Source organism: Corallincola luteus (assembly GCF_004336975.1).
Taxonomy (GTDB): domain Bacteria; phylum Pseudomonadota; class Gammaproteobacteria; order Enterobacterales; family Neiellaceae; genus Corallincola; species Corallincola holothuriorum.
In genome coordinates this window covers 156,051-176,354 of the sequence record NZ_SJXE01000007.1, presented here as the reverse complement: position 1 = coordinate 176,354, position 20,304 = coordinate 156,051, and the positions used below count along the sequence as shown (strand labels likewise).

General features: G+C 47.5%; 17 protein-coding genes. 5 read left to right on the top strand and 12 right to left on the bottom strand.

Translation table 11 applies throughout. From position 1 onward, the window contains the following. The first annotated feature begins 184 nt into the window (after positions 1–184). A complete protein-coding gene (hxpB, locus tag EZV61_RS14210; protein ID WP_131416394.1) occupies positions 185–886 on the top strand; it encodes a hexitol phosphatase HxpB in 702 nt (233 codons plus the stop codon). Positions 887–941: 55 nt separating this feature from the next. Continuing rightward, entirely contained in the window at positions 942–1,145 is a 204-nt protein-coding gene (locus EZV61_RS14205; protein ID WP_131416392.1) for a CPXCG motif-containing cysteine-rich protein, read from the top strand. 51 nt (positions 1,146–1,196) lie between these two features. On the opposite strand, the gene EZV61_RS14200 is transcribed toward EZV61_RS14205, so the two are convergent. Beyond that, positions 1,197–1,814: a riboflavin synthase subunit alpha gene (locus EZV61_RS14200; RefSeq protein WP_131416390.1), complete on the bottom strand. Its 618-nt coding sequence runs from the start codon at positions 1,812–1,814 to the stop codon at positions 1,197–1,199. Between the two features lie 30 nt (positions 1,815–1,844). On the opposite strand from EZV61_RS14200, the gene EZV61_RS14195 reads away from it, so the two are divergent. Beyond that, complete coding sequence (locus tag EZV61_RS14195; RefSeq protein WP_131416388.1) at positions 1,845–3,212, top strand: MATE family efflux transporter; 1,368 nt, start codon at positions 1,845–1,847, stop codon at positions 3,210–3,212. A gap of 44 nt (positions 3,213–3,256) precedes the next feature. After that, the gene (locus tag EZV61_RS14190; protein ID WP_165569617.1) at positions 3,257–4,225 is read left to right on the top strand and encodes a DUF3080 family protein; all 969 of its coding nucleotides are present in this window, start codon (positions 3,257–3,259) and stop codon (positions 4,223–4,225) included. Here the strand turns inward: EZV61_RS14190 and uvrB are convergent. The 11 genes from uvrB to sdhC form a co-directional block, all read right to left on the bottom strand. After that, positions 4,209–6,215: an excinuclease ABC subunit UvrB gene (gene uvrB, locus EZV61_RS14185; RefSeq protein WP_131416384.1), complete on the bottom strand. Its 2,007-nt coding sequence runs from the start codon at positions 6,213–6,215 to the stop codon at positions 4,209–4,211. The genes EZV61_RS14190 and uvrB overlap by 17 nt on opposite strands. After that, positions 6,215–7,546, bottom strand: a complete 1,332-nt coding sequence (locus tag EZV61_RS14180) for an MATE family efflux transporter (RefSeq protein WP_114336508.1) — start codon at positions 7,544–7,546, stop codon at positions 6,215–6,217. The genes uvrB and EZV61_RS14180 overlap by 1 nt, the downstream gene beginning before the upstream one ends. Positions 7,547–8,367: 821 nt before the next feature. Beyond that, positions 8,368–8,877, bottom strand: coding sequence for a TlpA family protein disulfide reductase (locus EZV61_RS14175; protein WP_165569616.1), 510 nt, complete (start codon positions 8,875–8,877; stop codon positions 8,368–8,370). Positions 8,878–9,032: 155 nt separating this feature from the next. Beyond that, complete coding sequence (gene sucD / locus EZV61_RS14170; RefSeq protein WP_131416380.1) at positions 9,033–9,905, bottom strand: succinate--CoA ligase subunit alpha; 873 nt, start codon at positions 9,903–9,905, stop codon at positions 9,033–9,035. After that, a complete protein-coding gene (gene sucC, locus EZV61_RS14165; RefSeq protein ID WP_130565664.1) occupies positions 9,902–11,071 on the bottom strand; it encodes an ADP-forming succinate--CoA ligase subunit beta in 1,170 nt (389 codons plus the stop codon). Before sucC ends, sucD begins: the two co-directional genes overlap by 4 nt. Before the next feature lie 95 nt (positions 11,072–11,166). Continuing rightward, positions 11,167–12,363: a 2-oxoglutarate dehydrogenase complex dihydrolipoyllysine-residue succinyltransferase gene (gene odhB / locus EZV61_RS14160; RefSeq protein ID WP_131416378.1), complete on the bottom strand. Its 1,197-nt coding sequence runs from the start codon at positions 12,361–12,363 to the stop codon at positions 11,167–11,169. A gap of 23 nt (positions 12,364–12,386) precedes the next feature. Continuing rightward, positions 12,387–15,200 carry a 2-oxoglutarate dehydrogenase E1 component gene (sucA, locus tag EZV61_RS14155; protein ID WP_114336502.1) on the bottom strand — a complete coding sequence of 938 codons (2,814 nt, stop codon included), beginning with the start codon at positions 15,198–15,200 and terminating at the stop codon, positions 12,387–12,389. Between the two features lie 114 nt (positions 15,201–15,314). Next, positions 15,315–16,028 carry a succinate dehydrogenase iron-sulfur subunit gene (locus EZV61_RS14150; protein WP_114336501.1) on the bottom strand — a complete coding sequence of 238 codons (714 nt, stop codon included), beginning with the start codon at positions 16,026–16,028 and terminating at the stop codon, positions 15,315–15,317. 15 nt (positions 16,029–16,043) lie between these two features. Further along, positions 16,044–17,810: a succinate dehydrogenase flavoprotein subunit gene (gene sdhA, locus EZV61_RS14145; protein ID WP_130565666.1), complete on the bottom strand. Its 1,767-nt coding sequence runs from the start codon at positions 17,808–17,810 to the stop codon at positions 16,044–16,046. Next, positions 17,807–18,157: a succinate dehydrogenase, hydrophobic membrane anchor protein gene (gene sdhD, locus EZV61_RS14140; RefSeq protein ID WP_114336849.1), complete on the bottom strand. Its 351-nt coding sequence runs from the start codon at positions 18,155–18,157 to the stop codon at positions 17,807–17,809. Before sdhD ends, sdhA begins: the two co-directional genes overlap by 4 nt. Further along, a complete protein-coding gene (gene sdhC, locus EZV61_RS14135; protein ID WP_114336499.1) occupies positions 18,151–18,525 on the bottom strand; it encodes a succinate dehydrogenase cytochrome b556 subunit in 375 nt (124 codons plus the stop codon). The genes sdhD and sdhC overlap by 7 nt, the downstream gene beginning before the upstream one ends. Positions 18,526–18,985: 460 nt before the next feature. Here sdhC and EZV61_RS14130 point away from each other — a divergent pair, with 460 nt between their 5' ends. Then, positions 18,986–20,269 carry a citrate synthase gene (locus EZV61_RS14130; protein ID WP_114336498.1) on the top strand — a complete coding sequence of 428 codons (1,284 nt, stop codon included), beginning with the start codon at positions 18,986–18,988 and terminating at the stop codon, positions 20,267–20,269. Positions 20,270–20,304: the final 35 nt, after the last annotated feature.

The window sequence follows — 20,304 nt, the reverse complement described above, 5'->3', positions numbered from 1 at the left end:
CCACATGCAATTAAAAAACAAAAAACATCCCAAATGAGGATGCTTTTTGTGCTTAGACGAGATTGTCTTTAATAGCCGCCCACTATAAGAAAAGAGCGTAGCAAATGCAATTTGAACTATTACCATTTGCTTGGTTCTTAATGGGCTCTAACCAAACACAACCAGATATTAAAACGAGCGCCTTATGACGACCAATTCCGCCTCGAGCCAACAGAGCGAAAACTATGATGCTGTCATTTTTGATATGGATGGCGTCATCGTTGATTCGGAGCCCTTATGGCGGGCTGCAGAAGCACAAGCATTTCAATCGTACGGCGTGCCCATAACCGAAGATATGGCCTATCAAACCACGGGGTTGCGGATCGACGAAGTGGTGTCTTATTGGCAGCAACGCTTTACTTTCGACACCCCGTCCCAAGTGTTACAGGATGCCATTATGGATCGGGTGATTACGCAGATAGAACAAACAGCCAAACCAATGGCAGGCGTATTGCCGCTGATAGAACGCTTATCTGCAGGTGGATACCCATTGGCTATCTGCAGCTCTTCACCAATGCGACTGATTGACACTGTGGTGCAAAAATTTCAGATTAAAGATAAGTTCCAAGCGCTGATATCCGCGGAGCATCTAGCTCTAGGGAAACCGCACCCACAAGTCTACTTGGACGGCGCTGATGCATTAAATGTCGTTGCCACCCGATGCATCGCAATAGAGGACTCCCTCAACGGCGTCATCGCAGCCAAAGCGGCTCGAATGACAACCTTTGCCGTGCCTGAGCCAAGCCAAGCCTCACTGGTACAGTTCGCAATCGCAGATGCAAAATTCTCATCATTGGTTGAGCTGAATCAGGCAATCGAAGAGTGGCTTCCCCGACTTAAGGCATAAACAGTAAGAAACAGCCATACTGAAACAGGAATGACTTGAGCACGGGAGCGGCATCATGGATCCGCTACTAAAGCAACAAATTAAATGCCCCCACTGTGGTCATCACTATACCGCAGAAATAGACAGTACTGGCGGTGATGAAGACTACTATGAAGACTGTCCAGCCTGTTGTTGCAGTATTCATATCACGGTTGGCCATTCCTCTGCCGACGGCACAACCACGGTCGCAGTGGATGGTGACGACGAGCAGTTGTTTTAACGCTTTTGTGCCAAATAGGTTCCAAACGCGTCACTCGAGAATTATCGAGCGCTAAACGTTTTTGGTGTTCAACAGCATCCTTTCAACCGTATCAACGACAGCCTGCGTCTGAGCATCGATCTCCAAATTAACGCCGCTTGCAACAGGTTTACCACCTAAAGTGGTCAGCCGCAGCGTCTCCGGGATAATGTGCAACCAGAAACCTCTTTCCGTCAGCTTACCGACAGTAAGACTAATTCCGTCTACAGCTATATAGCCTTTTTCCAGCACATACTTGTGCCATTCAGGGGCGATACTAACTTCGATATCATATTGGTTTTCACACTCGCTCACTTGTTCAACAACGCCTTGGGTTTGGATATGCCCAGATAAAAGATGACCACCTATCTCGTCACCCCATTTTGCTGCTCGCTCAAAATTCACAAACGAACCAAGGGTTAGCTGAGCCAAATTAGAACGTTGCAGAGTTTCGTTGATCAGATCAAAGCTCACGGACTCACTATCAAAGCTAACCACAGTCAGGCAAACACCATTAATCGCGATGCTTGCACCAGTCGTAAGACGCTGTAAATAAGAGGTGTCCGGCGGCATAACCGTCAAACGGCTAATATTAGCTTTATGTTCAAAACTACTGACCCTTGCACTACACTGCACGATTCCTGTAAACATGCGCCTCCAAGAAGTTTTATTAGGTTAAGAATGAAAGTAATCAGCGCTAAGTTTACGCGCGAAATAAGGCAGATCCTACGCCTATGTCTGCCGATATTTGCCGCCAACCTCGCCACTACGGTCATGTCATTTATCGACACGACGATGGCAGGTACAGTGTCTCCGACAGATCTCGCAGCTGTTGCCGTCGCAACAAGCATCTGGCTACCAGTGCTATTGCTGGTTCAAGGCTTAATTATGGCGCTGTCACCTATCACTGCACACTACTATGGTGCACAAGCGCAACACAATATAGCCAATGCTGTTTGGCAAACAGGCTACCTTGGGCTGGCCATGGTTGCCATACTTCTGCTCTGCTCACCCGTAGTGCCAATCATTATTGAAAGCATGGTTGATGATCCCCATTTGGCTGAGCTTACTCTTGGCTACCTCAAAGGAATTGTCTGGTCGGCACCCGCATTTGTTGTATTCCAAGTACTACGAAACATGTCTGAGGGGATGGACTTTACGCGTCCCATCATGCTGATTGGGTTACTAGGACTGATCCTTAACGTGCCAGCGAACTATGTCTTTATCTACGGTAAGTTTGGTCTGCCAGCGCTTGGGGGGGCAGGCTGTGGTTGGGCAACGGCCATTGTTAACTGGTGCATGATGCTAGGGATGATGCTCTATGTTCGCAGACATCCGCACTACAAGAAAGTGTCATTAGTCGAAGTCATACCGGCACTGCACTGGCACCAGATCAGCAGCCTTTTAAGACTCGGCATTCCAATCTCATTAAGTCTGTTTTTTGAAGTCTCATTGTTTGCTGTGGTTGCTCTGCTGGTTGCCCCATTAGGAGCAGCTCATGTAGCCGGACATCAAGTAGCGATCAACTTTAGCTCGATGATATTTATGATCCCGCTGTCAATTGGCATGGCTGTCACGATACGTGTTGGTATAAATCTAGGCGCAAAACGATCCGAAGATGCGCTTTATTCCGTAAAAAGTGGCATCGCCTTTGGCCTACTAATAGCTTTAGTCACTGCCGTTGCGACTGTAGTCCTAAGAAACCTGATCGCAGATGTCTACACTGACGACAATCATGTCATTGACTTGGCAGCGTCCCTGTTGTTACTTGCCGCGATCTATCAATTACCGGATACAGTTCAAGCAATAGGCGCTGGTGCTCTGCGCGGTTATAAGGACAGTAAGGCGATATTTATCATCACACTCGCCGCCTATTGGGGCATAGGTTTACCGATCGGCTACATCTTGGGTATGACAGACATAATGGTACCTGCGATGGGGGCGAAAGGATTCTGGATCGGCTTTATTGCAGGCCTTAGCTCCGCGGCGATTTTGTTTGGCCTACGTCTGAATCAATATCGAGTTAAAAGCCATTGGCAAAAGCGATAGCAACAACCAAACTCATCTACCTTTTGTGCTGCAGCTTTTTGTTGTTGAGCTGCAGCAAAATTTCGCCCGCCGACGAGGCTCTTTATCAAAACCATATTCGCCTCAACCGGTTACTAGGAGATGAGCACCTAGAGCTAACCCCTCCCTTAATCTCCGCCGTTTCTCCCCTTCCATCCGCTGCGGACAAGACGCCCCCGTTAAAAGAGATCCGCTACAGCATGACAGAGATCTGGCAGTACAGAGAATGTGGCTTAACACTACGCATGGGAGAGCGAAATAGCATTTTAGGGAAAGTAATGACGGCGTCTCAACAACTGATTTATGAGACACAACTGCTCTCAACCTTGGAGCTATGCCTTAAACAGCAGCAAAGCAATGAGCAAATAAAATGGTTAAAAACGCTGAGACAAACCAAACAGCAACAGCTCGCCAGTGTATGGCAAAAGGTACTGTGGAGTGATCCAATAATTCGCGGCCTATTTAAACCGCCAAGCCAGCGTCACTTGCCCCGCCGCGGCCGCTCCACTGCTATCGAAGGTCTCTCCCGGCTAAACGAACAGATGCATCAAACACTAACGTTTGCCCAGCAACTAGATCAGTCTTTTGAACAAATACTGTACCAGCTCCAAGGCAATCACTATCTGGGGCAGCTAGCTATAGACAGCGAGAACACCCTTGCTTGGCTCGCCATCACCAATGCGTTATTACGAGTTAAGCTACCCGAAGTTACTTGTATAGACAACAAGCCAAGCCCCGCTGCGAAAAGGCTTAAGGGGTATTTGCGTGGTTACTATGCAACCACCGTACAACCAGTAGTCTCGCAATTATTACGAGAACTGCAGGAGGTGAAGCCGTTGCTACATCCGCTGTATGGTGACACTGACGTGAGCAACACCATAGGTTTATTGACCAGTGATGACGGTTACTATCAACGCATCAAAACAGCCGCTAAACACCAGCAGCAAACTTGGCAAAAGTTATTTCATCGCTGCGGGCTCAGCCTACAACCATAGAGTGTTGCAACTGTTTCACTTGATCACGTATACGCCCGGCCTCTTCAAATTCCAAATTTTTTGCATGTTCATACATCTTTGCTTCTAGTTCGGCGATCTGCTTCGCCAACTGAGCAGGATCTGCAGGTACATAACTCGCCTTTCGCTCGGCAATAGCCAACGCTTTATTCTGTTTTTTACCTGACTTCTGACCTAAATCCATGACGTCAGCAATTTTCTTATTAAGCCCGGTTGGGACAATGCCATTCTCAAGGTTATGTGCTTCCTGCTTAGCTCGACGGCGAGTCGTTTCATCAATCGCACGCTGCATAGAGCCGGTGATTTTGTCACCATACAAGATAGCTTTACCCCGAACATTACGTGCTGCACGCCCCATGGTTTGAATCAATGAGCGGTCGGAGCGCAAAAAGCCCTCTTTGTCGGCATCCAGAATGGCAACCAGAGACACTTCTGGCATATCCAACCCTTCTCGTAATAGGTTGATACCTACCAACACATCAAATTCACCCAAACGCAGATCCCTAATAATCTCTACCCGCTCAACGGTATCAATATCAGAATGCAAATAGCGCACGCGTATACCATGTTCGTCCAAATACTCCGACAGATCCTCCGCCATACGCTTGGTAAGTGTCGTTACCAATACACGCTCATTGAGCGCCACACGTTGATTTATTTCTGACATCAAATCGTCCACTTGTGTAGCCACTGGACGAACTTCGATTTCCGGATCCAACAAGCCCGTAGGACGAACAACTTGCTCAATCACATCACCGCCTGAACGCTCTAACTCATATTTTCCCGGCGTTGCCGAGACATAGATAGTTTGCGGTGCGATCGCCTCAAACTCTTCAAAGCGTAGCGGCCGGTTATCCAAGGCCGAAGGGAGACGAAAGCCAAACTCGACCAAGGTTTCTTTGCGGGAGCGGTCGCCCTTGTACATGGCTCCGATCTGCGGCACGGTCACATGGGATTCATCTAAAATAACTAGCCCATCTGCCGGTAGATAATCAATCAGCGTTGGTGGTGGCTCGCCCGGTGTGCGACCAGACAAATAACGTGAGTAATTCTCAATGCCGGAGCAATAGCCTAATTCGTTCATCATCTCGATGTCGAACATAGTACGCTGCGAAATGCGTTGCTCTTCAACCAGTTTATTGATCGATAGCAACTGCTCTCGTCGCTCTTTCAGTTCTAACTTTATCGATTCAGCGGCTTCCAGTATCCGTTCCCGCGGCGTCACGTAATGAGACTTAGGGTAGATGGTATAACGCTGTAACACTCGCTCCTGCGCGCCAGTCAAAGGATCAAATTCGACTAAGCGCTCAATCTCTTCATCAAACAATTCGACTCTGATTGCATTTCTATCTGACTCGGCCGGAAAAATATCAATCACATCTCCCCTCACCCGATAATTAGCACGCTGGAACTCAACGTCATTGCGAGTGTATTGCAGCTCCGCCAAACGGCGTAGGATCGCGCGTTGATCAATCATGTCGCCAACACGAAGGTGCAATAGCATTTTTAAGTAAGCGTCCGGATCGCCAAGGCCATAAATGGCGGACACAGAGGCCACCAAAATAACATCTCGACGCTCCATCAGTGCTTTAGTTGCAGATAGACGCATCTGCTCAATATGAGCATTAACGGCCGCATCTTTTTCGATGAAGGTATCCGTGGTCGGCACGTAGGCTTCGGGCTGATAGTAATCGTAATAAGAAACAAAATACTCAACAGCGTTGTTAGGGAAAAACTCTTTCATTTCTCCATAAAGCTGCGCCGCCAATGTCTTATTGTGAGCCATGATTAAAGTTGGCCGGTTTAGCTCAGCGATCACATTCGCCATGGTAAAGGTTTTACCTGAACCCGTTACTCCCAATAAGGTCTGGTGCGCTAATCCCGCCTCCAAACCATCAATCAACTTTTCGATTGCCTGCGGCTGATCACCGGCCGGTGCAAATTGGGAATGGAGCTTAAAAGGCTTACTCATTACGCCTCCTGCAGATGTAAATTAAGCTGTTTGCGAAACCAACAGAAAGCAATCACCCCGGTCAATATGGTACCGACCAAACCACCGAGAAACAGGCCTTGGATACCAAACCACTGCCCCCCCAAATAAGCCAAAGGCACAAAGAAGAGGAAGAAGCGCGCAAAACTAAGTAACAGTGCTCGGTGAGGTTGATGGAGCGCATTAAAGCTGGAGTTTGTCAAAATCGTCACGCCTTGAAAACCATACCCAAATGGAAGGATTAAGATAAACAACATAATGATATCGGCAACAGATTCATCCTGACTAAACGCGCTAGCGATGAAGCCACCTGTAGCCAACAAAAGAAGGTAAACAACCCCTTGCCAAATCATTACAAACTTAATCGCCAACAAGTAAGCTTCTCGGACTCGGAGCCAGTTACCTGCACCATGATTTTGGCTCACTAGCGGTGGCAATGACATAGACAAGGCCAACACCACTAGGCTGGCAATTGACTCTAGACGAGTACCAACGCCGTACGCAGCCACCGCAGCAGCACCGTAACTTGCAACCATAGCTGTCATGACGGCCATAGCCAACGGCGTGAGCATATTTGCACCTGCCGCAGGCAAAGCAATATTCAAAATGCGTTGCCAAGCTTGGAGGAGTCCGGCAGACGGAAACCAATTAATTAAACCGTGACGATTTGCTAGTACGGTGATGATAATGACAGAGCCGATAAAAAATGAAATGACACTGGCTAACGCCGCCCCGCTGATCCCCATCTCTGGGAATGGCCCAATACCAAATATCAACAGTGGATCTAACACCGCATTGATCGCACCACCAAGCGCCATGTAAAGGCTCGGTAGCTTAGTTTCCCCGTTAGCTCTAAATACAGCATTACCGACCATAGGCAAGGCCAAGAACACACTACCTAAAAGCCATAAGTTCATATACTCCATGACTAAGCGTATCTGCGCGTCAGAAGCGCCTAGAAGTGAAAAGATCTCATCAGCAAGCAAAAAGGTCACTAAAGATAAGCTTGCAACCAACAAGGCGGTTAAATAGATCGCGGCCGTACCATGGGCTTTGGCCTCTTCTGATTTTCCCTGACCCGCAAATCGCCCGAGCACTGCTGAAGTACCAATGCCTAAGCCAATCACCATACTGATAATTGAAAAGGTCACTGGGAAGGTAAAGCTAATTGCCGCTAATGGCTCAGTCCCCAACAAGCTAATGAAAAAAGTGTCCACCAAATTAAAACTCATCAGCATCACCATCCCCAGGCAAATGGGTAAAGTCATACGTTTTAAGGTTGGTGCTATAGGGGATGAGAGCAGATTTTGCATTCAGAAGGCCAAACAAATCAGGGGTTATGAATATACATGGTTTAACTGCTCGGATCACCCATCTCATCTGCTACAGAACAAAATCAAAAGGCAACAAATCATGACAAAAAGATGAATAAATTTAAGGTTCGCAAATCATTAACGGACAAACACCTAAAAAGATCACTATTTACCAGAGTATATGAATCTTTAAAGAATATTGGGCTGAGCGCAGGCGATGAGCAAACTAAACTTGATCTAGCGCCTTATTTTCTCATTTTCACTACAATCTTTAGCCTAAAAGCCCTTGACATGAGAAAGCTCACACAATCTAGACTATGGAACGAAAAATGCAAAAAAATCTCTTGTTTTTTTATTGTTTTAAGAAAGTAATGCACAGCGACAATGTAACAACAAGAAGCTGTACAACTTTTAACCACTGCGTTTATCTAACGAACAAATGGTTTAAAAAACAATTTAAAATCAATGCGTTAAAACCATCTGGCAATAGTGACGAATCGGCAATTCGAAACGTAACAATGCGGCCTCTAGGCATGTGTAACATAGCTATCAACACACTTATCCACAGTTTTGGTGGATAACTGACTTCAGCCCAGAAACGACGCGGCCTGCAGCCAAATTGCCCTAATTTTGTGCAAATGTAGCCAACCTCTCTGAGGCACCGACAGGACGCGGGTTTGCGCAAAAAAGCCTTTAAAAATAGCTGTAAAATGTGACAATTCGATGAAGCATCGACAAACACTTCCCTAAGCAACTTTAAAAGAAGTTTACAGCGCGTTTTCTAGCGCAATATGATTAGGGAATGTAAAAAAATCCGCCACTTATTGTTTTGCCAACCAAGTTCTAGCCAACAAACCGGCCGAAGTTGTTACCCCCATATCCTTTGAGACAACAATGCCTGCAGAATCTATCGTGTAATAGGTAGGGAAAGCAGTGATTTTATATGCATTAGCCATCGCCCTGTCACCTAAAACCACTGGTATAGTTAAATCATGTTGAGCAATGAACTCATCGACTTCCGTCGTTGACTGATAGTCCAAAGCTACCGCAATGACATTCAGATTTGGATTACTCAGCTTAAGATCATCTACCGCATCGATACTGAAGTGGCATACGCCACACCAGGGGGCAAAAAAATAGAGCAACGTTGGACGCCCTCGTAACGAATCACTAGAAACAACCTCCTGCTCCAGCGTAACAAGCTCAAAGGCGGGAAGCGTTTCTCCCACGTCGAGCAGCTTCTGCGTATACAGCCACTGAACAACCCACCATACCAAGACAAAGAACAGGAGTTGAAACACCCATGCGCGACAGCGCTCCCAAATAGCCAATGTGCTCTCCAGACAAAATATCTAATAGTTGAAATAGAGACCGCTAAAAGAGTGATCCTCTTTCGCTCACTTTAATCGCCTGCGCAGCCGTGGCAAAAACAGAAACGAAAAAGGCCACCCTTAAGGTGACCTCTCAGAGATTAGCGCTCCGGAAATTACCAGCCAGCAATCTCTCTTAGTGCCGCACCGATATCAGCAAGACTACGTACTGTTTTAACGCCAGCGTCTTCAAGGGCAGAAAATTTCTCGTCTGCTGTTCCTTTCCCGCCTGCAATGATGGCACCAGCATGGCCCATACGTTTGCCTGCAGGCGCTGTAACACCAGCAATATAGGAAACGACTGGCTTAGTCACGTTAGCCTTAATAAAGGCCGCTGCTTCTTCTTCTGCTGTACCACCAATCTCACCAATCATCACGATAGCTTCAGTTTGAGGATCTTTCTCAAACATAGCCAAAACATCAATGAAGTTTGTGCCAGGGATAGGGTCACCACCGATACCTACACAAGTTGACTGACCAAAGCCTTCATCGGTTGTTTGTTTAACCGCTTCATAGGTCAACGTTCCTGAGCGGGAAACAATACCCACCTTACCCGGCTTATGAATATGACCAGGCATGATGCCGATCTTAGATTCACCCGGTGTAATGACGCCTGGGCAGTTAGGTCCAATCATGCGTACGCCAGATTGGTCAAGCTTGATCTTCACTTCCAGCATATCCAATGTTGGTATACCTTCAGTAATAGTGACAATCAGCTTAATACCAGCGTCAATTGCTTCAAGGATCGCATCTTTACAAAAAGGAGCTGGTACATAAATAACTGACGCTGTTGCGCCAGTCGCTGCCACAGCCTCGCTGACGGTATTAAATACAGGAAGGCCTAAATGCGTCTGTCCGCCTTTACCTGGGCTTACGCCACCGACCATCTGCGTACCATACTCGATGGCCTGCTCCGAGTGGAAAGTACCCTGACCACCGGTAAAACCTTGGCAGATAACCTTAGTATCTTTATTAATCAAAACACTCATTGGTTAGCCTCCGCTGCTTTAACCACTTGCTGAGCTGCGTCAGTCAGGCTAGTTGCTGCAATAATGTTTAATCCAGAATCAGCCAATTTCTTAGCACCTAACTCTGCATTGTTGCCCTCTAAACGAACCACTACTGGCACTTCGACACCCACTTCTTCTACTGCGCCAATGATGCCATCCGCAATCAAGTCACAACGAACGATGCCACCAAAAATATTCACCAAGACAGCTTTTACATTGTCGTCAGACAGAATAATTTTGAATGCTTCAACCACGCGATCTTTCGTTGCACCACCACCAACATCGAGGAAGTTAGCTGGCTCACCACCATGCAGGTTTACAATGTCCATCGTCGCCATTGCCAAGCCCGCACCATTGACCATACAACCAATGCTGCCATCAAGCGCTACGTAGTTCAGTTCCCATTGGGCTGCATGCGCTTCACGAGCATCTTCCTGCGACGGATCATGCATCTCTTGCAGTTTAGGCTGGCGATACATAGCGTTGCTATCGATATTGATCTTGCCATCTAAGCAATGCAGATCACCCTGTTTAGTGATAACTAGCGGGTTGATCTCCAACAGGGCAAAATCATAATCGGTGAACATTTTACCCAGACCCATAAAGATCTTGGTGAACTGGCGTATCTGTTGTCCCTCAAGGCCCAATTTAAAAGCCAAATCACGCGCTTGATAAGCTTGCGGGCCAACCAAAGGATCAATCATTGCTTTATGAATGAGTTCAGGTGTTTCTTCCGCTACCTTTTCAATTTCTACGCCACCTTCAGTTGATGCCATAAAAACAACACGCTGCGTGGCTCGGTCAACGACGGCACCCAGGTAGAGCTCTTGGTCGATATCAGAGCATGATTCAACCAAAATCTTAGTAACAGGCTGACCTTTTTCGTCAGTTTGATAAGTGACCAAATTCTTACCTAACCACTCTTGGGCAAAGGCCTTAATTTCGTCTTTCTTCTTCGCCAGTTTTACACCGCCCGCTTTTCCGCGACCGCCGGCGTGTACCTGACATTTTACTACCCACATGTCACCGCCGATTCGATCAGCAGCTTCAACGGCTGCTTGCGGTGTATCTACCGCGAAACCTTCGGAGACAGGCAGTCCATATTCGGCAAACAGTTGTTTTGCCTGATACTCATGCAAGTTCATTGGACATTATCCAGTTTGAATGATGGGAACATAGCCTGGGCATTTATATGCCCTCAGCTCTTTATTGACCCCGCTAAAGCGGGGCAAACTTAAATTTAGAGATCCAACAGAAGACGTGTTGGGTCTTCTAATAGTTCTTTAATCGTCACCAAGAAGCCAACCGACTCCTTGCCATCGATAATTCGATGATCGTACGACAGCGCCAGATACATCATAGGTAAAATCTCTACCTTGCCATCAACGGCCATAGGGCGTGGCTGGATCTTATGCATCCCCAGGATCGCACTTTGCGGCGGGTTGATGATTGGCGTCGACATTAGTGAGCCGAACACACCACCGTTAGTGATGGTAAAGTTGCCACCCATAATCTCATCAACAGTCAACTTACCATCACGCCCTTTAAGCGCCAGCTGCTTAATGGCGTCCTCAGTTTGTGCTAACGACAGCGTATCAGCATCTTTTAGTACTGGCGTCACCAAGCCGCGGGGCGTTGATACTGCAATACTGATATCAAAATAGTTGTGATAAACCAGATCATCACCATCAAGGGATGCATTTACTTCTGGATAACGCTTCAATGCTTCGGTCACAGCCTTCACATAGAAAGACATAAAGCCCAAGCGAATACCGTGCTTCTTTTCAAACTGCTCTTGATACTGCTTACGGATATCCATGATTGGCTTCATGTTAACTTCATTGAAGGTTGTCAACATGGCTGTAGACTGCTTTGCTTCAAGCAGACGTTCGGCAATACGCTTACGCAAACGAGTCATCGGTACGCGTTTTTCGCTGCGCCCAGTTGCAACTGCAGCTACGGCAGCACCTGCTGGGGCCGGCGCTTTTGCGGCATAGGCGTCGACATCTTCTTTAGTGATGCGACCGCCCTTACCTGTGCCCTTAATTTCCGCGATGGCATGCGCTTCAGTGATACCTTTCTCACCCAAGATACGGCGAACCGAAGGACTCAAGACATCATTTGAAGCAGCTTCAGCGGCCTCACTGGCTGCCGGTGCCTGTGCTGCTTGAGCTGGAGCCACTTCCTGTCCTGCGACTGCACCCGCCTTGAACTTAGCAATCACTTGCTCTGCCAACACAGTGTCACCTTCGGGATGGATGATCTCTACCAAGGTACCGTCTTCAGGCGCTACTACTTCGAGAACAACTTTATCAGTCTCGATATCAACGATATTTTCGTCACGAGCAATTGCCTCTCCAGGTTGTTTATGCCAGGTCGCAACTGTGGCATCAGCAACTGATTCAGGGAGTACCGGGACTTTAATCTCGATTGTCATTTTTATTCGTTCCTTCCTAGCAATTAGCTATCAATCATCAGTGCGTCGTTCACTAACGCCTGTTGTTGAGCAATATGTACAGAGGCGTAACCCACCGCCGGTGCTGCCGATGCTTCGCGCCCGGCGTATACCAAAGAGGCTCCTTTCGGAATAGCAGTCCAGAAATGGTGCTGACTACAATACCAAGCACCTTGGTTCTGAGGTTCTTCCTGACACCAAACGAAGTCTTTAACATGCTGATAGTCTTTAAAAATTTCAGCCAGACATTCATGAGGGAAAGGATAGAGCTGCTCGATTCGGATGATGGCAATATTATTAATCTCGGACTTACGTCGTTGTTCAGCCAGATCGTAATACACCTTGCCAGAGCACAATACGACACGCTCTACGTTTTTCGGATCGATATCCTCAACTTCACGTATCGCATTGTGGAAACGCCCGTTTGACAGCTCATCTAAAGAAGAGCTAGCTGCAGGCAAACGCAGCAACGACTTAGGTGACATGACGATTAGTGGCCGGCGCATCTTACGAAGCACCTGACGCCGAAGCATATGAAATACCTGCGCAGGAGTCGACGGTACACACACCTGCATATTATGGTCAGCACACAGCTGCAGAAAACGCTCCAACCTTGCAGAGGAGTGCTCTGGCCCCTGTCCTTCATAACCATGAGGCAACAGCAGAGTCAGGCCACATAGACGTCCCCATTTTTGCTCACCGGAACTTAAGAACTGGTCTATAACGACCTGTGCGCCGTTGGCAAAATCACCAAATTGCGCTTCCCATATCGTCAAGCCACGAGGCTCAGCAGTGGTATAACCATACTCAAATGCAAGTACCGCTTCTTCCGACAATACCGAATCGAATACTTCGAACTTACCCTGCTTCTCATGTAGGTGTTTCAACGGAATGAGCGCCGTTGCATCTTGCTGACTGTGTAACACTGCGTGCCGATGAAAGAAGGTTCCACGGCCGCTATCTTGCCCGGTTAAACGAATATCATAACCTTCATCCAGCAGCGTGGCGTAAGCTAAGGTTTCTGCAGCGCCCCAATCAAGCGCACGTTCACCATTAATCATGGCTAAACGATCATTATAGATTTTGGCAACGCGGGATTGCAGTTTATGACCTTCGGGGTAACTGCACATCAGCGCGCCCAAATGCTGTAATCGTTCTACTGAAGCAGTAGAGTCATAATTCGCATCCCAATCATGGCCAAGGTATGGCGTCCAATCGACAGAGTGTGACTCCATCGGCCGCCACTCTTTAACCATGCACTCGCCCTGGTCCAGCGACTCACGATAATCATTGTTGATTTGTGAGACTTCGCTCTGCTCCAAAGTACCCTCAGCCATCAAACGGTCAGCGTAGTGCTTACGCGGCGTCGGATGTTTGCGGATCTTTTGGTACATTAACGGCTGAGTAGCATTAGGTTCATCCGCTTCATTATGGCCATGACGGCGATAACAGATGAGGTCGATTAACACATCACGTTTAAAGGTATTACGAAAATCCAGCGCCAGTTTGGTCACTTCGACCACCGCTTCAACGTCATCAGCATTAACGTGGAAAATAGGCGCCTGCACCATCTTAGCGATATCGGTACAATATTGTGTTGAACGGGTATCTTCTTGATTAGACGTAGTAAAACCAACCTGATTGTTGATCACGATACGCACGGTACCGCCAACCTTAAACGCCCGCGCTTGGGACATATTAAAGGTTTCTTGCACGACACCCTGCCCGGCTATCGCCGAATCGCCATGCAAAGTAATAGGCAGCACAGTATTAGTATCAGGGTTACCACGGCGGTCTAAACGTGCCCGAACCGAGCCCAATACCACAGGATTTACAATTTCCAGGTGCGACGGGTTAAAAGCTAAGGCTAAATGAACCTTACCCCCTTCCGTTTCGAAGTCGGATGAGAACCCCTGATGATATTTGACGTCACCAGACCCCCAACCACCTGAATGCTTCCCGGCAAACTCATCAAATAATTCGCCCGTTTTCTTGCCTAACACGTTTACTAAAACGTTAAGTCGGCCACGGTGCGCCATACCGACAACCACTTCCTTCGCACCGTTTTCACCGGCATGATGGATCAACGCTTTAAGCATCGGAATAAGTGCATCACCACCTTCCAATGAGAAACGTTTAGCGCCAGGAAACTTAGCACCTAGGTACTTTTCTAATCCCTCGGCTGCGGTCAAGCCAGCAAGAAACTCAAGCTTATCTTCTTTTGAAAAATGAACCGCTGCATGCTTCGGCTCTAAACGGCTTTGGATCCAGCGCTTCTCTTCTGTCGAAGTGATATGCATATATTCTGCACCGATAGAACCACAATAGGTCTGCTTCAGTGCATCAATAAGCTCTCCAAGGGGCATGGTTTCCCTACCACCTTGGTATGAACCAACATTAAACTCGCGCTCAAAATCGTCACCTTCAAGATTATGAAAACTCGGATCAAGATCAAGGACTCGTTCTTGGCGCCATAACCCTAAGGGATCTAGGTTTGCGTGTTGATGACCGCGAAAACGGAACGCGTTGATGAGCTGCAGGACTTTAACCTGCTTTGCATCTAGCTCCGGATCTGAGACTTGCCCGCCACCGCGGTTGCCCTCTTTAGCTAACGTCCGAAAATACTCGCGTATCTTAATGTGTGACTGTTCTGTCGATTCAGGCTTAACTATCGGCAACTTATCGAAAATACGTCGCCACTCTATATCAACAGAATCAGGATCTTCTAAGTAGGCTTCATACAGCGGCTCTATATAGGCTGCATTGGCTCCAGCAAAGTGGCTGGACTCCCACCACGCCTGCATTGCGACTTCTTCCATCTCTTGTTTTCTCACCCCTGGCCGGTGGTGTAACTCTCAAAAAAATAGCCATTCGTAACCGAATAGCTATTTAGTCGTACGTAAACCAAGCACAAATGCCTGACGTCTTAACTACTAAACAGCCCGCTGTAAAAGCATCGACTTAATATGGCCGATAGCTTTCGTTGGGTTTAATCCCTTAGGACAGACACTGACACAATTCATAATGCCATGGCAACGAAATACACTAAATGCATCGTCTAATTCTGACAGACGTTCATCTGTGGCAGTGTCACGACTATCAGCAAGGAAGCGATACGCCTGTAACAAACCTGCTGGACCGACAAATTTATCGGGATTCCACCAGAACGATGGGCATGACGTTGAACAACATGCACAGAGAATACATTCATATAAGCCATCGAGCTTGGCACGCTCTTCCGGGCTCTGCAGGTGTTCGCGTGCTGGCGGCTGTTTACCATCGTTAATCAGGTACGGTTTGATACGTTCATAGTTTTCATAGAACTGAGCCATATCAACCACCAGATCACGAACAACAGGCAATCCTGGTAGCGGCCGAAGAATCACTTTGCCGCCGACTAACAGATCTGACAGTGGGGTAATACAAGCTAAGCCGTTCTTACCATTCATATTGACACCGTCGGAACCGCAAACGCCTTCACGACAGCTCCGTCTAAATGCCAATGTCGGATCTTGCTCCTTCAGCAAGATCAAAGCGTCCAACACCATCATGTCTGAGCCTTCAGGCACTTCAAGTGTGTAATCCTTCATGCTTGGCGCGTTATCTACGTCCGGGTTGTAACGGTATAGCGAAAATACGACTTTCATTACTGCGATACTCCCTTAGTATGTACGAGCTTTTGGCGGAAACGCATCACGCAGCTTAGGCGTCATATTGACATCTCGCTTAAGCATCTCTTCTGACTCAGGCATATAGAGGGTGTGGCACAGCCAGTTACCATCATCTCGTTCAAGATAATCTTCACGGCTATGTGCGCCACGGCTTTCCGTTCTGAAATTGGCAGATTTAGCTGTGGCGTAAGCTGTTTCCATCAAGTTATCCAACTCCATGCATTCAATTCGCTGGGTGTTGAACTGCTGGCTCGTATCATCAAGTCGCGCATTAGCTAAACGCTCGCGTATCTCACCCAACTCTTTCATGCCTTCAGCCATCGCGTTGCCTTCCCTGAACACTGAGAAATTCAACTGCATACATTGCTGTAGGTCTTTACGAATTTGCACCGGATCTTCACCCTGCTGGGTGCTGTTCCAGCGATTCATACGCGCTAAGCTGGCTTCCAAGTCTGACTCAGAGGCATCACGGGATTCGCTCATGGCATCAAGCGCTTCACCCAAGTGTTTACCTGCCGCACGACCAAACACCACCAAATCCAATAGTGAATTGCCACCAAGGCGGTTTGCCCCATGAACCGATACGCAAGCGATCTCGCCGACAGCGAACAAACCAACTACAGGCTTCTCGTTACCCTGCGCATCGACAGTGATCGCCTGGCCACTCACCTGAGTAGGTATACCACCCATCATGTAATGACAGGTTGGGATCACTGGGATCGGCTCTTTCACGGGATCAACATGGGCAAAGGTGCGTGATAACTCGCAAATGCCAGGCAAACGGGACTCAAGTACCTCTTCGCCCAAATGGTCGAGTTTCAATTTAGCATGCGGGCCCCAAGGGCCATCGCAACCGCGCCCTTCTCGGATCTCCGTCATAATCGAACGCGCAACAACGTCACGGCCAGCCAAATCTTTGGCATTTGGCGCATAGCGTTCCATAAAGCGTTCGCCATCTTTATTTAGTAGATAGCCACCTTCACCGCGACACCCTTCAGTCACCAACACACCCGCGCCAGCGATACCTGTGGGATGAAACTGCCACATCTCCATATCTTGAACCGGAACCCCGGCACGCAGAGCCATACCAACGCCATCACCAGTATTAATATGCGCATTAGTGGTTGAAGCATAAATCCGACCAGCACCACCAGTGGCTAATACCGTCGCCTTACTTTTGAAATAGACAACCTGTCCTGAATCGATATCAATGGCGGTACAACCAACAATGTGCCCATCTTGATTCTTAACCAAATCCAGTGCGTACCACTCACTAAACACCTTGGTCTTGTTCTTAATGTTCTGTTGATAAAGGAGGTGCAATAAAGCATGACCAGTTCGGTCAGCGGCAGCGGCCGTGCGTGCGGCCTGTTCGCCCCCAAATGCTTTTGATTGGCCACCGAATGGGCGTTGATAAATACGACCATTTTCAAAGCGAGAAAAAGGCAGTCCCATCTTTTCTAATTCAATGATCGCCTCTGGGCCGGTTTTACACATGTACTCAATGGCGTCCTGATCACCGATATAATCGGAACCTTTTACCGTGTCATACATATGCCATTGCCAATCGTCATCGTGGGCATTACCCAACGCAACGGTGATGCCACCTTGAGCAGAGACCGTATGTGAACGAGTAGGAAAGACTTTGGAGAGTAAAGCGCAAGACTTGCCCTCTTCAGAAATTTGCAGTGCGGCGCGCATACCGGCACCACCGGCGCCGATGACGACGGCATCGAATTCAAATGTTGGAATGCTCACTTGACCCCCCAGAGAATAAACAGACCTGCGGCGACGTAAGCAACTGCAGTTAAATTAATGAAGAACTGTAATGCGGCACGCAGCGCCGAGCACTTTATGTAATCAGTTAACACTTGCCACATTCCGATCCAGCAGTGCACAAGCAGACCGATTAATGCGAGAAAAGTGAAAACCTTCATGGCTAATGTGCTGAACAAGCCGTGCCATACGCCGTAGGTCATCTCTGGTGTAAAAAGAGCAAAACCGACAATAAAAATTGAATAGAGAGCTAAAACAATCGCCGACGCACGTAACAAGACAAAGTCATGCACGCCACTTCGGCCTAACATAGCAGCATTAGTTACCATACCCATACCCCCGCCAAAACAGACAGAACAGCGGTGAGCGCAAAACCTACATGGGCAGAGCGAATACCACTTTCGAGTTCTTCAAAATATCCAAGATCCTGTAATAAGTGACGAATGCCACCGACAAAGTGATATGCCAGCGCTGTCAGGATGCCCCACAGGACAAAACCAACAAACCAGCCATCAATCATCGCCTTTACTTCATTAAATCCGGATTCTGAGGTAAGAGAAATATTTAGTAGCCAAAGTAGAATAGCAATTGCAACAAACATAATGACGCCACTGACGCGGTGCAATATCGACGCAATGGCCGTCGCTGGAAAGCGAATTGTTGCTAGGTCTAAATTAACGGGTCTTTGTTTTTTCACATCCGACTCACTCGGCCCTTAAGAGCCTCTATTTATTTTTTTAATGTCGTATTTTTTTACGCCCTAACCATCATATTACTTTCGGGATATAAAGTTATTACCCCAAAAATGATATGCGGATCACATTTTAGACAAACAGTTGTTTGAAAAGCACCATTTTGGCGCGCCAAAGCCGCATTCTGCCTACGTTTGAGGGCGTAGTGTGGGCAGTATATCCACGACATTTTTTTATTACAATTCTTTAAATTTTGATTTGTATCAGGGAGAATTCTATTCACCTCTGAAATAGATCTTTGTTTCAAGAGATGTTGTAATCAGGTACTAACTTGTAAAAATGATAAATTATGCATCCAAGACGGGATTTAATGCATAGATAATTGACAGCTGCCCTATGCAGCGGTTAATAATACTGCGCTTAATTTTGGGAGCATCATACAATTCCAATAAGGAGAATCCTGAAATGACGGAGAAGAAAGCAGTTCTTCACGTCGGTGGCCAGGAGATAGAACTCCCCGTGCTTTCCGGTACCGCGGGCCATGACGTAATAGATATCAGAACCCTCGGCAAATATGGTTATTTCACATTTGACCCAGGTTTTCTTTCGACCGCATCGTGCGAGTCTACGATCACCTTCATCAACGGTAGTAAGGGCATCCTGCAACACCGCGGTTATGCTATCGACGATTTAGCGAACAACGCTAGCTATCTCGAAGTATGCTATCTGCTGTTGTACGGCGAATTGCCCAATGCAACGCAATATGCAGAATTTAGCCGTATTGTTTCCGAACACACGATGCTGAATGAACAACTCACACGATGCTTGCAGGGCTTCCGCCGAGATGCGCACCCGATGGCTATCATGTGTGGCATGGTTGGTACCATGTCAGCCTTCTATCACGACTCATTGGACATCACCAATGAACGTCATCGTGAGATCGCAGCCTACCGACTGATATCTAAAATGCCAACAATCGCCGCAATGTGCTTTAAGTACAATGTCGGTCAGCCATTCATGTACCCTAGAAATGACCTCGGCTACGCAGAGAATTTCCTTTACATGATGTTCGCTACACCGTGTGCAGAATACACACCAGATCCTATCGTTGCTAAAGCGATGGATCGAATATTTACCCTGCATGCTGATCACGAGCAGAACGCTTCAACATCGACCGTTCGCTTGGCCGGCTCCTCTGGTGCTAATCCGTTCGCTTGTATCGCGGCAGGTATTGCTTCTCTATGGGGCCCAGCTCATGGTGGCGCCAATGAAGCTTGCCTCAACATGCTTGAAGAGATCGGTAATGTTGACCGCATTCCTGAGTTTATCGAACGCGCGAAGGATAAAGATGATTCTTTCCGCTTGATGGGCTTTGGTCACCGTGTTTACAAGAACCATGATCCACGAGCAACTGTGATGCGCGAAACCTGTCACGAAGTTCTCGATAAGTTAAAGATCAAAGATCCTCTGCTTGATGTAGCGATGGAGCTTGAGCGGATCGCGCTGGAAGATGAATACTTCGTTTCGAAGAAACTCTACCCTAACGTAGATTTCTACTCTGGTATTATCTTGAAAGCGATTGGCATTCCGACCAATATGTTCACAGTAATTTTTGCGCTGTCACGCACGGTTGGTTGGATAGCTCACTGGAATGAAATGATGAGTGACGCAGGCCAGAAGATCGGCCGTCCACGCCAGCTATATATCGGTGAAATAGATAAAGGATTCAAATCAACAGAAGAACGTTGATTGGTCTTGCTCAAAGATTAAAAAAGGCAGCTTCG

What these genes read in the sequence shown, in the direction of transcription:
- EZV61_RS14180 (WP_114336508.1), bottom strand. Translation starts at nt 7,546, where the DNA reads ATGCAAAATCTGCTCTCATCCCCTATAGCACCAACCTTAAAACGTATG.
- sucC (WP_130565664.1), bottom strand. Translation starts at nt 11,071, where the DNA reads ATGAACTTGCATGAGTATCAGGCAAAACAACTGTTTGCCGAATATGGA.
- sdhD (WP_114336849.1), bottom strand. Translation starts at nt 18,157, where the DNA reads ATGGTAACTAATGCTGCTATGTTAGGCCGAAGTGGCGTGCATGACTTT.
- EZV61_RS14200 (WP_131416390.1), bottom strand. Translation starts at nt 1,814, where the DNA reads ATGTTTACAGGAATCGTGCAGTGTAGTGCAAGGGTCAGTAGTTTTGAA.
- uvrB (WP_131416384.1), bottom strand. Translation starts at nt 6,215, where the DNA reads ATGAGTAAGCCTTTTAAGCTCCATTCCCAATTTGCACCGGCCGGTGAT.
- EZV61_RS14195 (WP_131416388.1), top strand. Translation starts at nt 1,845, where the DNA reads ATGAAAGTAATCAGCGCTAAGTTTACGCGCGAAATAAGGCAGATCCTA.
- EZV61_RS14130 (WP_114336498.1), top strand. Translation starts at nt 18,986, where the DNA reads ATGACGGAGAAGAAAGCAGTTCTTCACGTCGGTGGCCAGGAGATAGAA.
- EZV61_RS14150 (WP_114336501.1), bottom strand. Translation starts at nt 16,028, where the DNA reads ATGAAAGTCGTATTTTCGCTATACCGTTACAACCCGGACGTAGATAAC.
- sucD (WP_131416380.1), bottom strand. Translation starts at nt 9,905, where the DNA reads ATGAGTGTTTTGATTAATAAAGATACTAAGGTTATCTGCCAAGGTTTT.
- EZV61_RS14205 (WP_131416392.1), top strand. Translation starts at nt 942, where the DNA reads ATGGATCCGCTACTAAAGCAACAAATTAAATGCCCCCACTGTGGTCAT.
- hxpB (WP_131416394.1), top strand. Translation starts at nt 185, where the DNA reads ATGACGACCAATTCCGCCTCGAGCCAACAGAGCGAAAACTATGATGCT.
- odhB (WP_131416378.1), bottom strand. Translation starts at nt 12,363, where the DNA reads ATGACAATCGAGATTAAAGTCCCGGTACTCCCTGAATCAGTTGCTGAT.
- sucA (WP_114336502.1), bottom strand. Translation starts at nt 15,200, where the DNA reads ATGGAAGAAGTCGCAATGCAGGCGTGGTGGGAGTCCAGCCACTTTGCT.